This is a genomic window from Pelomonas sp. CA6 (assembly GCF_022549225.1).
Taxonomy (GTDB): domain Bacteria; phylum Pseudomonadota; class Gammaproteobacteria; order Burkholderiales; family Burkholderiaceae_C; genus Roseateles.
This window is the reverse complement of the sequence record NZ_JAKZFD010000009.1, coordinates 123,822-135,764: the sequence shown is the minus strand read 5'-3', so window position 1 is coordinate 135,764 and position 11,943 is coordinate 123,822. Positions and strand designations below refer to the sequence as shown.

Here is an 11,943-nt window from a genome sequence, read left to right as displayed (position 1 = left end):
GCCCCACCGCAGCGGCCACCGTTGCGCGGACGGCGCACGCCCGTGCGCGCGGCGCGGGCGTGTCGTCCGTCACAATCGGCCATCCCTTCGTCCTTTTTCACCGCCACGCCTGAATGGATCACCACATCCCGCTGATCACCACCCTGGCCGCCGGTTTCGGCATGGCGCTGATCCTGGGCTTCCTCGCCGAGCGCATGCGCGTGCCTGCACTGGTGGGCTATCTGGTCGCGGGCATCATCATCGGTCCGGGCACGCCGGGCTTCGTCGCCGATGTCAAGCTCGCCTCGCAGCTCAGCGAGATCGGCGTGATGCTGCTGATGTTCGGCGTCGGCCTGCATTTCTCGCTGCGCGACCTGCTGGCGGTGCGCCGCATCGCCGTGCCCGGCGCCGTGGTGCAGATGACGCTGGCCACGCTGCTGGGCATGGGCGTGGCCTGGCTCTGGGGCTGGTCCTGGGGCAGCGCGCTGGTGTTCGGGCTGTCGCTGTCCTGCGCCAGCACCGTGGTGCTGCTGAAGGCGCTGGAGGCGCGCGGCGTGCTGGAGAGCATGAACGGCCGCATCGCGGTGGGCTGGCTGGTCGTCGAGGACCTGGCGACCGTGCTGGTGCTGGTGCTGCTGCCGCCGCTGGCCGGCGTGTTGGGCGGCGGAACCGGTCCGGCCGCCGGCGCCGATCCGCTGTGGCGCACCGTGGGCTGGACCCTGCTGCAGGTCGCGGCCTTCATCGCGTTGATGCTGGTGGCGGGGCGGCGCGTGCTGCCCTGGCTGCTGTGGCAGATCTCGCGCACCGGCTCGCGCGAGCTGTTCACGCTGTCGGTCGTCGCCGCGGCCATCGGCATCGCCTATGGCGCGGCCCAGTTGTTCAGCGTCTCGTTCGCGCTGGGCGCCTTCTTCGCTGGCATGGTGATGCGCGAGTCCGAGTTCAGTCACCGCGCCGCGCAGGAGTCGCTGCCGCTGCGCGACGCGTTCTCGGTGCTGTTCTTCGTCGCCGTGGGCATGCTGTTCGAGCCCGCCATCCTGCTGGACAAGCCGCTGCATGTGCTGGTCGTGGTGGCGATCATCATGCTGGGCAAGTCGGCCGCGGCGCTGCTGCTGGTGCTGGCGCTGCGCTACCCGCTGAACACGGCGCTGACGGTTTCGGCCAGCCTGGCGCAGATCGGCGAGTTCTCCTTCATCCTCGCCGGGCTGGGGCTGTCGCTGGGGCTGCTGCCGCAGGAGGGCATGAGCCTGATGCTGGCGGGCGCGCTGATCTCGATCGCGCTCAACCCGCTGTTGTTCGCGGCCGTCCAGCCGCTGCGGCGCTGGATTCTGGACCGTTCGGCGCTGGCGCGCCGGCTGGAGCAGCGTGGCGATCCCTATGCCGAGCTGCCCACCGACACCGAGCGCAAATACCTGGAGGGTCAGGTCGTGCTGGTGGGCCTGGGCCGGGTCGGCCGGCGCATCGCCGAGGCGCTGGATGGACGCGGCATTCCCTACGTGGTGGCCGAGCAGAACCGCGAGCTGGTGGAGGCGCTGCGCGCCGCCGGCAAGGCCGCGGTGTCCGGCGACGCCGCCGACCCCGCGGTGCTGATCCAGGCGCACATCGCGAACGCGGCGATGCTGGTTGTCGCGACGCCGGACCCGCTGGGCGCGCGCAAGATGGTGGAGACGGCGCGCCTGCTCAACCCGGGCATCGAGGTCGTGCTGCGCACCCACAGCGAGGAGACCTCGCAGCTGCTACGCCGCGAGGGCCTGGGCACCGTGTTCTATGGCGAAGAGGAACTGGCCCGGGGCATGAGCGGCCATGTGCTACAGCGCTTCGCGCCGCCGCCGGCACCCGCCCATGGCTGAGCCGCCACGGCGGGGATCCAGGATCACAGCAGGCTGATGCCGGGCAGGTTCAGCAGCGAGGATTCACGCATGATGCGCACGAAGTCGGCGAGGAAGGGCCGCTCGGCCAGCGCGCGCGTGCTGACGGCATACAAGCTGCCGGTCAGGCCCTGCTCGCCGATGCGCTGGCTGGCCACATAGCCGCGCTTCAGATAGCTCTCGACGGCCCAGGCGGGCAGGGCGGACAGCCCGCGCCCGCTGGCCACGAGCTGCAGAATGGCCACGGTCAGCTCGCTGGTGCGCCGCGGCGGCGAAACGCCGGCCGGCTGCAGCACGCGCCGCACCAGGTCCAGCATCTCGTCGGGGACGGGGTAGGTGATCAGCGGCTGGGCGGCGAAGTCGGTGGCCTCCAGCCAGGGCTTGTCCAGCAACGCATGGCCCTTGGGCAGCAAGGCCAGGATCTCGAAACTGAACAGCGGGTGCACCTGCACGCCGGTCTCGCCGGCGTCCACCTCGGAGACCACGGCCAGCTCTGCACGCCCCTGGTGCAGCAGGCCGACCGGGTCGGCATGGAAGCCCGACGCGATGTCCAACTCGACATCCGGCCAGCGCGCACGGAAGGCATCCATCGCCGGCATCAGCCAGTCAAAGCAGGTGTGGCACTCCACCGCGATGCGCAACTGCCCGGCGGATCCGGCCACCAGCCGGCGCAGGTCCAGCTCGGCGTCATCGACCAGCGGCAGCACCTGTTCGGCCAGGCGCAGCAGGCGCTGCCCGGCCATGCCGAACACCGGCGGCGAGGACTTGCGCTCGAACAGCGGCACGCCGTAGTAGTGCTCCAGGGCCTTGAGCTGGTGCGACAGCGCGGACTGGGTGAGGTTGAGCAGCTGCGCCGCGCGCGACAGGTTGCCGGCCTCGCGCAACGCGATCAGGGTGCGCAGATGGCGCAGTTCCAAGGGTGTTGTCATGAATGAAATTCAATCATTTCAAGAAAACAATTCGTTTGAATCATAGATGGAGACCCTCGATGATCAACGATCAATTTCATGTTCACCGAAATTTTCATGATCAAGACTCATGTTCTGGGTTTCCCGCGCATCGGCGCCCAACGCGAACTGAAGCAGGCGCTGGAGCGCTTCTGGCGCGGCGAACTGGACGAAACCGCGCTGCAGGCAACCGGCCGGGCACTGCGTCGGCGCCATTGGCAGCGCCAGCGCGAAGCGGGGCTGGATTTCGTCACGGTCGGGGACTTCGCGCTCTATGACCAGGTGCTGGACTTGATCCAGCTGTTGGGCTGCGAGCCCAGTCGCTTTTGCTTCGGGCCGGACGACTCTCCGCTGCGACGCGCGTTCGCGATGGCGCGCGGCACCCAGCACGCCAGCTCCGACGGCGAGGGTTGCAGCCAGCACGAGACCTCGCAGCCACAAGCCGCGCTGGAAATGACCAAGTGGTTCGACACCAACTACCACTACCTGGTTCCCGAGTTCGCCCCCACCACGCGCTTCGCGTTGCAGGCCGAACCGCTGCTGGCCCAGGTGGACGAGGCCATCGCGCTGCCGGCCAGCCCCAAGGTGGCGCTGCTGGGGCCGGTGAGCTTTCTGTTCCTGGGCAAGTCCAAGGTCGAGGGCTGGGAGCGGCTGGACCTGCTGGAGGCCTTGCTGCCCGTCTATGCCCAGCTGCTGACGCGGCTGGCGGCGCGCGGGGTGACCTGGGTGCAGCTGGACGAGCCCATCCTGGGACTGGACCTGGCCCCGGCCTGGCGGGACGCGTTGCGGCGCGCCTACCAGGTGCTGTCCGGCGCCGACTGCGAACTGCTGCTGGCCAGCTATTTCTCGCCGCTGGAGGACAACCTGGCGCTGGCCTGTACGCTGCCCGTCGCCGGGCTCCATGTCGACGCGGTGCGCGCGCCCCAGGAGCTGGAGCAGGTGGCCCGGCAGCTGCCGCCCGAGCGCGAACTGTCGGTGGGCATCATCGACGGACGCAATGTCTGGCGCACCGACCTGGACGCGGCGCTGGCCACGCTGCAGCGCGTCCGCGCGCTGCGTGGCGGGCGACTTTGGGTGTCGGCCTCGTGTTCGCTGCTGCACGTGCCTTACGCCTTGTCGGCCGACGCGGGGCTGGATGCGGAACTGCGCAGCTGGCTGGCCGGCGCCGACGAGAAGCTGGACGAGCTGCGCCTGCTGCAGCGCGCGCTGTGGGGAGACGAGGCGGGCGTGGCCGAGGCGCTGGCGCGGTCGCGCGCGGCGGTCGCGGCGCGGCGCACGAGCGCCCGGGTGCGCAATGTGGCGGTCGCGCGCCGCCTGGCCGAGTTGCCTGCCGACCTGGACCGGCGCTCCTCGCCCTATGCCAAGCGCCAGCCGCTGCAACAGCACCGACTGGCGCTGCCGGAGTACCCGACCACCACGATAGGCTCCTTCCCGCAGACGGCCGAGATCCGCGCCACGCGCGCGGCGCGACGCCGCGGCGCACTGGACGACGCGGCCTACCGCGGCACGATGGAGCGCGAGATCGAGCGTGCCGTGCGCTGCCAGGAGGCGCTGGGGCTGGACGTGCTGGTCCACGGCGAGGCGGAGCGCAACGACATGGTGGAGTATTTCGGTGAGCTGCTCGCCGGCTATGCGATCAGCGCCAACGGCTGGGTGCAGTCCTACGGGTCGCGCTGCGTGAAGCCGCCCGTGCTGTACGGCGATGTGTCGCGTCCCCAGGCGATGACGGTGGACTGGACGCGCTTTGCCCAGGGGCTCACCGACAAGCCGGTGAAGGGCATGCTGACCGGACCGGTGACGCTGCTGCAGTGGTCCTTCGTGCGCGACGACCAGCCTCGCGAGACCACCGCGCTGCAACTGGCGCTGGCGCTGCGCGACGAGGTGGCCGACCTCGAAGCGGCCGGCATCGCGGTGATCCAGATCGACGAGCCGGCCTTCCGCGAGGGCTTGCCGCTGCGCCGCGCGCAATGGCCGGCCTATCTGGACTGGGCGGCACGGGCCTTCCGCATCGCCGCCAGCGCGGTGCGCGACGACACGCAGATCCACACCCACATGTGCTATTCGGAATTCAACGACGTCCTGCCGGCGATCGCGGCGATGGACGCCGACGTGATCACGATCGAAACCAGCCGCTCCGACATGGAGCTGCTGGCGGCCTTCGGCGCCTTCCGCTACCCGAATGGCATCGGCCCGGGCGTCTATGACGTGCATTCGCCGCGCGTGCCGACGACGGAGGAGATGCTGCGCCTGATGCGCAAGGCGGGCGCGGTGATTCCGGCCGCCCAGCTCTGGGTCAACCCGGACTGCGGGCTGAAGACGCGGGCCTGGCCCGAGACCGAGGCCGCGCTGCGACGCATGGTCGACGCGGCGCGGCGCCTGCGCGCCGCCTGAGGCCGGTCTCCCGGACCGGAATTCCATGTCCGGAAGCGGCCAGACCGGGAGCGGGGCAATCGAGACACTGTCGCCTGTTTCAACCCAGGAGGACATATGAACGCACTCGCAGGCAAGATTGCCCTGATCACCGGCGCCGGCACCGGCATAGGTCGGGCTGCCGCACTGCTCTTTGCGCGCGAAGGCGCCGCCGTCGTGTTGGGCGGCCGCCGTCAGGCGCCACTGGACGCGCTGCTGCAGGAGATCGAACAGGCCGGCGGCACCGGCGTACGGCTGGCCGGCGACGTCGGCGACGAAGACTTCGCCCGCGCCCTGGTGCAGCTGGCGGTGAGCCGCTTCGGCGGCCTGGACATCGCCTTCAACAACGCCGGTACGCTGGGCCCCTTGCAGCCCACGCCCGAGGTTTCGCGCGAGGCCTGGCAGGCCGCGCTGGACACCAATCTGACCGGCGCCTTCCTGGGCGCCAAGCACCAGATCCCCGAACTGCTGCGGCGCGGTGGTGGCAGCCTGATTTTCACGTCCACCTTCGTCGGCCATACCGCCGGCTTCCCCTGCACGGCGGCCTACGCGGCCAGCAAGGCCGGGCTGGTCGGCCTCACGCAGGCCCTGGCCACGGAGTTCGGCGCCCAGGGCGTGCGCGTCAACGCCTTGTTGCCGGGCGGCACCGACACGCCGATGGCGCGCGAGATGAATGCCAGCCCGGAGTCGCTGGCACAGGTGGCCCAGCTGCATGCGCTCAAGCGCCTGGCCCAGCCGGAGGAACTGGCGCAGGCCGCGCTGTTCCTGGCGTCGCCGGCGTCTTCGTTCATGACCGGCACGGCCATGCTGGTGGACGGCGGCGTGTCCGTGCAGCGCGGCTGAGCGGCCGCGGTCGATGCGCCGTGCCGCCGCCTCAGGCGGCGCGCAATCCGAGCAGCCCGGCAAGCTGTCCCCGCAGGCGGCGTGCGCGGCGCTTCAGGTCCAGCCACTGCTTCTGGCGCGAATGGTCCACGCGCTTCACATCCACCAGCGTGAAGGGGCCGCAGGCCGAGAAGGTATGCAGGCCCTGCACATGGTCGGTGCTGAGCAGTTCGCCGGTCAGGTGCAGCGGCGTGGGCTGCAGCAGCACCTGGCTGGGGGACAGCCGCATGAAGCGCAGCATGCGCACGGCGCCGCCGTAGCCGGTCGAACTGTCCTGCACCGGCAGCAGCACGCTGCCGTTGTCGTCGTGGAAGGGCCGGCCCGCCGGGCGCGCGCCCGCCAGGTCCACCCGCACCGGGTTCTGCTCCAGCGGCTGCCAGGGCCCTTTCAGCGACGGGGCGTGGGCCAGGTGCAGCTCGCGCTGGTCACGTCCGTTGGGACCGACCAGCGTGTAGAACATCCACCAGCGGCCCTCGTGCTGCAGCAGCGAGGCGTCGGCGCCCGGGAGGTCGCTGAGCAGCGCGCATTCGCGCTCCCAGTGATCGAGGCTGGCATCGGTCGCGCGGTACAGCGCGATCTCGTTGGCCTGGTGGCTCTCGGGCACCATGTAGGTCTGCCCCTCATCTTCGAAGACGAAGGGGTAGGACAGGTGGAAGGGCCGCGCCAGCACGGTGCGCTTGCGGCGCCAGCGCAGCTCGGCCATGTCAAGGTCGTGGCGTTCGATGACGGCATGCTTGCTGCGGTAGTCAAAGGCCTCGACGAAGACATGCAGGGTGTCGCCGCGCAGCAGTCCGAAGGGATCGGCCAGGTAGCGCCAGGCGCCGGCGTCCGGCAGCCAGACCGTGTGCGGCTGCAGCGCCGCCAGCGCCGGGCGGTCCAGCCCATGGATGGGCGCCGGTACGATGCCCACGCGCCAGAAGTCGGTGCGCGGGCGCTTAAGCACCGAGGGCTCCCGCCCAGGTCCGCACCGGTACGCGCGAGGCCATCAGCTCGCGGTAGAAGCCCAGAACCTTGTCCACCGCGCGGTCACGGTCGTAGGCACTGAGGTCGTAGCGAACGCGGCGCAGCGGATGGCCGGAGGGCAGCGGTCGCAGCTGCGCCAGTTGCTCTCCCAGGGCCTGGCCCAGTGCGTCCACGTCGCCCACGGGGACCAGCGTGGCCGGCTGGCCGGACAGCATTTCCGTCGGTCCCTGGGTGGCCGTGGCCACGATGGGCAGTCCGGCGCGCATCGCCTCCAGCACCGCCAGCGGGAAGGCATCCTCGCGCGAAGGCGACACGAACAAATCCATGCTGCTCAGCGCCGCCTCCACCTGGGGCCGGAAGCCCAGCAGCCGGATGCGCGGGTCGCCGTCGGCCAGCTGGGTCAGTTCGCGCAGGTCCTTGCCTTCGCCCAGGATGGCCAGCACGGCATCGGCGGGCGCGCTCTTGCGGAAGGCGCGAATCAGCAGATCCATGCCCTTGCTGGGATGCAGCCGGCCGACCGAACCGACCAGCATCTGGTCCGCCCGCAAGCCCAATTCGCGGCGCAGCTCGCCGCCTTGCTGCGACTGCGCCCGCAGCGGCGCCCAGTTGTGGATCACGCGGGACAGACCGCGGAATCCGGGCAGCGCCTCGTTCTGCACCCGGTTCACGCAGATCAGCCCGTCCAGCGCCTGGTGATGGTGCGTCTTGTAGCCCACGTGCAGGGTACCCAGGCGCACGGCGCCGCGCGTGACCGCCGCGGCTTTGCAGGCCGGTCCCAGATGGGCATGGCAAATGTCCGCATTCAAGCGCGCCGTCAGCCAGCGCAGGCGCGTGCCGCGCAGCAGCGGCACGGCCAGTCCGTGGTAGCGGACCGCCGGAGTCAGCGCCCCGCTGACGGCGGAGCGGGCCGGTCCCACCACATGGACTTGGTGGCCCAGGGCCGCCTGGGCATTGGCCAGATCCACGCAATGCTGCTCGCCCCCGGCGATACGGGACGAAAAAACGACATGAACGATGACGAGGGGATCGGAAGCGGAAGACATCGGTTGAAGGCGCTGGCGATGGCTCGCGCGTAAAGGGATTGTTAAGTTAACAAAACTTCACTGAAGTTCACATGAAGGCAAACACGTAGCCGCCCCCCTTATTTGGGTGGCCGACTGTCGCCATTTGTGAGGTCGTTCACGTTTTTGGCCTCCCGTGGCCCAGCGAGTGGCGGCTTGCGGGCGGGGGAGAGCGTTGGCCCGCTTGGGGGCGGGACGGGCGGTCAAGCGCCCCGCGGCCGGGGGCCGGGGCCGCTGTCAGCAAATCCCAAGCCTGTGCTTGCATAGTGGACCAGCTTCTCGCGGCGTTCGCGGGGCTGTGTCGGAAGCGCTGGACCCATGGACCTTGCCGATTCGAAGGGACCGATCACCGTCGTGCTGGTGGACGACCACCGACTGGTGCGCGAGGCCTTGCGCGATGCGCTGGCCCGGGAGAGCGGGGTCCGTGTCGTCGCCGAGGTGGGCGAGGGCGAGGCCGCCATCGCGTGTGTGCGCGAGCTCAGGCCCGACGTGGTGGTGCTGGACATCGGCCTGCCCGACTTGAACGGCATCGATGTGGCGGCTCGAATCCACAAGCTGCGCACGCCGACGCGCATCGTGGCGCTGTCGGCTTACTCCGACAAACGCTTTGTCACCGAGATGCTGCGCGCCGGGGCCTCGGCCTTCGTCAGCAAGGCCGCGGCAGGCACCGAGCTGGTGATCGCCGTGCGCGCGGTGGCCGCCGGTGGCGGCTATCTGAGCCCCGACGTGACCGGCGCCGTGGTCTCCGAAGTGCTGGATGGCGGCGAGGCCGCGCGACTGGGTCGCCGCGAGCGCGAGGTGTTGAGGATGATCGCCCAGGGCGCGCGCTCGCAGACGATTGCCGAGAGCCTGCACATCTCGCTGGCCACAGTGGAGGTCCATCGGCGCAACATCATGCGCAAGCTGGATCTGCACAGCGTCGCCGAGCTGACGCGCTACGCGGTGCGCGAGGGCATCGTGCCTCTGTAGCGGGCACGGCTGGCGATGGGCGATCCTGACTTCCGCCTGCTCTTCGAGTCCGCCCCGGGGCTGTACCTGGTGCTGCGGCCCGATGCGCCGCGCTACACCATCGTGGCCGTCAGCGACGCCTATGCGCGCGCCACGATGACGCAGCGCGAGCGCATTCTCGGCCGCGGCCTGTTCGAGATCTTTCCGGACAATCCGGCCGACCCCGAGGCCAGCGGCGTGCGCAACCTCAGTGCCTCGCTGGGGCGGGCGATCAGCACCGGCGCCAGCGACGCGATGGCAGTACAGAAGTACGACGTGCGGCGGCCGCAAGAGCAGGGCGGGGGCTTCGAGGCCCGCTGGTGGAGCCCGGTCAATTCGCCCGTTTTCGATGGCGAAGGCACCCTGGTCTATCTGATTCACCGTGTCGAGGACGTCACCGAGTTCGTGCGCCTGACGCAGCGTGGCATCGAACAGGAAAAGACCACGGCGGAGCTGCGCACGCGCAGCGCGAGCATGGAGGTCGAGATCTTCCAGCGCGCGCAAGAGCTGCAGCAGGTCAACGAACACCTGCGCAGCGCGAACGCCGAGGTGTCGCGGCTCTATGAGAAGACGCGGGAGCTGGACCGGCTCAAGACCCAGCTCTTTGCCAATGTCAGCCACGAGCTGCGCACGCCGCTGACCCTGATCCTGGGGCCGGCGCGGCGCCTGCTGCAGCAGGCGCCCGACGCCGCGCTGCGCCAGGACCTGGAGGTGATCGAGCGCAATGCCCGGCTGCTGCTCCACCACGTGGAGGACCTGCTGGACATCGCCCGTCTCGAGGAGAAGAAGGCCACGCCGGCCTACACGGAGCTCAACGCGGCGGCCCTCGCGCGGCGGGTGGCCAGCCATTTCGACGTCGTGGCGCAGGACCTGGACATACGCTGGTGCGTCGAGCTGCCCGAGTCGCTGGACGCGCAACTGGACCCCCAGATGCTGCAGCGCGTGCTGTTCAACCTCCTGTCAAACGCCTTCAAGTTCTCGCCCGCCGCGTCTCGGGTGCGGCTGAGCCTCCGGCCGTGTGGCGACGCGCTGCTGTTCGAGGTGGCCGACAGCGGGCCGGGGATTCCGATCGCCTGGCGTGACGCCGTCTTCGAGCGCTTCCGTCAGCTTCAGGCCGATGCGAACCAGAGACGCTCGGGCACGGGCCTGGGCCTGTCCATTGCACGCGAGTTCGTGCGGCTGATGGGCGGCCGCATCACGATCGCCGATGCGCCGGAGGGCGGGGCCTTGTTCAGCGTCGAGCTGCCGCGCCGGGTTCCCGCCGGCGTCGCGGTGACGCCGGCGGCGGTCGAGCCGGCGATGGCGGAACTGGCGGACGGCGACGCCCGCATCGAGGCCCTGCGCGCCGCATCGCCGCCACCGGCGCTGCCCACCCAAGGGCAGGGGCCGCTGGTGCTGGTCGTCGAGGACAACGCCGCGATGAGCGCGCTGATCTGCCGCTGTCTGTCCAGCGAATGGCGGGTGGCCACCGCCTTCGATGGCGCCCAGGGGCTGCAGCAGGCGCTGGCGCTGCGGCCGGATCTGGTGCTGACCGACATCATGATGCCCGGCGTCAGCGGCGAGCAGTTGCTGAAGGAGCTGCGCCAGCGACGCGAGTTCGACGACATGCCGGTGGTGGTGCTGAGCGCACGCGCCGACGACGAGTTGCGCGTGAAGCTGCTGCGCGAGGGCGCCCAGGACTATCTGGTCAAACCCTTTGCGGTCGAGGAGCTGCGGGCGCGCGTGGGCACGCTGCTGTCGCGCGCCCAGGCCCTGGTGGCCCTGCGCCACAGCAAGGAGTACTGGCGCGAGCTCTTTGCCCAAGCCTCCGATGGCATCTTGATCGGCAATGTCGAGTGCAGCGAGGTGGTCGACGCCAATGCGGCCGCCTGCGCTCTGCTGGGGCGTCGGCACGAGGACGTCGTCGGCAGCAACCCGCTCGATTGGCTGGTCTCGGCTCGTCGCGATGCGCTGGCGGAGTTTTCCGCCGAGCTGCATGCGGGCGGCACGCTGACGCGCGTATGGACCGTGCGCCGCAGCGACGGCGGCTTCCGGCATCTGGATGTCACGGCCAAGCTGCTGCATGACGGACGCTGCCTGGCCCTGCTGCGCGACGCCACGCAACGCCACCAGCGCGAGCAGGCCGCGCAGGCGTTGACGGACGAACTGGAACGCCGCGTGGAGCTGCGCACCGAACAGCTGCGCCGCCTGGCCGCCGAACTGGAAGCGGCGGAGAACCGCGAGCGGCGCCAGATCGCACGCGATCTGCATGACGACCTGGGGCAGCTGCTGGCCGCGGCCCGCATACGCCTGGCGCCGCTGTGCCGCGACGCCCATGACGAGGTGCGCGAGGCAGCGGTGGCGATTGCCGAACTGGTCGAGCAGGCGAATCGCTCGACACGTTCCCTCGCCGCCCAGCTGGCGCCCGCGGTGCTGTACGAGCTGGGCCTGCAGCCGGCGCTGGAGTGGCTGGCCGAGGAGGTCTGGCTGCGCTTCGGCCTGATCGTGAACATCGCGGACGATGGCGCGCCCAAGCCCCTGTCGCAGGAGGCCCGCTCCATCGTGTACCGCGCGGTGCGCGAGTTGCTGATCAACGTCGCCAAACATGCCGGGGTCAACAGTGCCACCGTCAGCCTGCTGCGCGAGGGCCGGCAACTGACGGTTCACGTCAGCGACGCGGGCGTGGGCTTCGCCGCGAAGGGGCGCGATGCCGGCCGTGGCTCCGGCGTCGGGCTGGCCAGCGTCCGGGAGCGCCTGTCCTACATCGGAGGCAGTCTGGAGGTCCACAGCGTGCCGGACGACGGCACGCGGGCGACGCTGCATCTGGCGCTTGACGCCCGGCAAGACTGACGCGGGAAATACCGGTTTCCC

8 protein-coding genes are annotated in these 11,943 nt (G+C 70.2%); 5 read left to right on the top strand and 3 right to left on the bottom strand.

Features of this window, described 5'->3' with window-relative positions:
- The first annotated feature begins 113 nt into the window (after positions 1 to 113).
- Positions 114 to 1,826 (top strand): YbaL family putative K(+) efflux transporter, encoded by a 1,713-nt coding sequence (gene ybaL / locus LZ017_RS15745; RefSeq protein WP_241397842.1) that lies wholly within the window; start codon positions 114 to 116, stop codon positions 1,824 to 1,826.
- Between the two features lie 23 nt (positions 1,827 to 1,849).
- On the opposite strand, the gene LZ017_RS15740 is transcribed toward ybaL, so the two are convergent.
- A complete protein-coding gene (locus LZ017_RS15740; RefSeq protein ID WP_241397841.1) occupies positions 1,850 to 2,773 on the bottom strand; it encodes a LysR family transcriptional regulator in 924 nt (307 codons plus the stop codon).
- Positions 2,774 to 2,851: 78 nt separating this feature from the next.
- Here LZ017_RS15740 and metE point away from each other — a divergent pair, with 78 nt between their 5' ends.
- Together metE and LZ017_RS15730 are read left to right on the top strand one after the other, a co-directional pair.
- Positions 2,852 to 5,182: a 5-methyltetrahydropteroyltriglutamate--homocysteine S-methyltransferase gene (metE, locus tag LZ017_RS15735; RefSeq protein ID WP_241397840.1), complete on the top strand. Its 2,331-nt coding sequence runs from the start codon at positions 2,852 to 2,854 to the stop codon at positions 5,180 to 5,182.
- A 96-nt stretch (positions 5,183 to 5,278) separates the two neighbouring features.
- Positions 5,279 to 6,043: an SDR family oxidoreductase gene (locus LZ017_RS15730; protein ID WP_241397839.1), complete on the top strand. Its 765-nt coding sequence runs from the start codon at positions 5,279 to 5,281 to the stop codon at positions 6,041 to 6,043.
- A 31-nt stretch (positions 6,044 to 6,074) separates the two neighbouring features.
- On the opposite strand, the gene LZ017_RS15725 is transcribed toward LZ017_RS15730, so the two are convergent.
- The gene (locus tag LZ017_RS15725) at positions 6,075 to 7,025 is read right to left on the bottom strand and encodes a hypothetical protein (RefSeq protein WP_241397838.1); all 951 of its coding nucleotides are present in this window, start codon (positions 7,023 to 7,025) and stop codon (positions 6,075 to 6,077) included.
- Positions 7,018 to 8,088: a glycosyltransferase gene (locus LZ017_RS15720; RefSeq protein WP_277604728.1), complete on the bottom strand. Its 1,071-nt coding sequence runs from the start codon at positions 8,086 to 8,088 to the stop codon at positions 7,018 to 7,020. The genes LZ017_RS15725 and LZ017_RS15720 overlap by 8 nt, the downstream gene beginning before the upstream one ends.
- 336 nt (positions 8,089 to 8,424) lie before the next feature.
- Here LZ017_RS15720 and LZ017_RS15715 point away from each other — a divergent pair, with 336 nt between their 5' ends.
- The gene (locus tag LZ017_RS15715; RefSeq protein ID WP_241397836.1) at positions 8,425 to 9,075 is read left to right on the top strand and encodes a response regulator transcription factor; all 651 of its coding nucleotides are present in this window, start codon (positions 8,425 to 8,427) and stop codon (positions 9,073 to 9,075) included.
- A 15-nt stretch (positions 9,076 to 9,090) separates the two neighbouring features.
- Positions 9,091 to 11,922 carry an ATP-binding protein gene (locus tag LZ017_RS15710; protein ID WP_241397835.1) on the top strand — a complete coding sequence of 944 codons (2,832 nt, stop codon included), beginning with the start codon at positions 9,091 to 9,093 and terminating at the stop codon, positions 11,920 to 11,922.
- Positions 11,923 to 11,943: the final 21 nt, after the last annotated feature.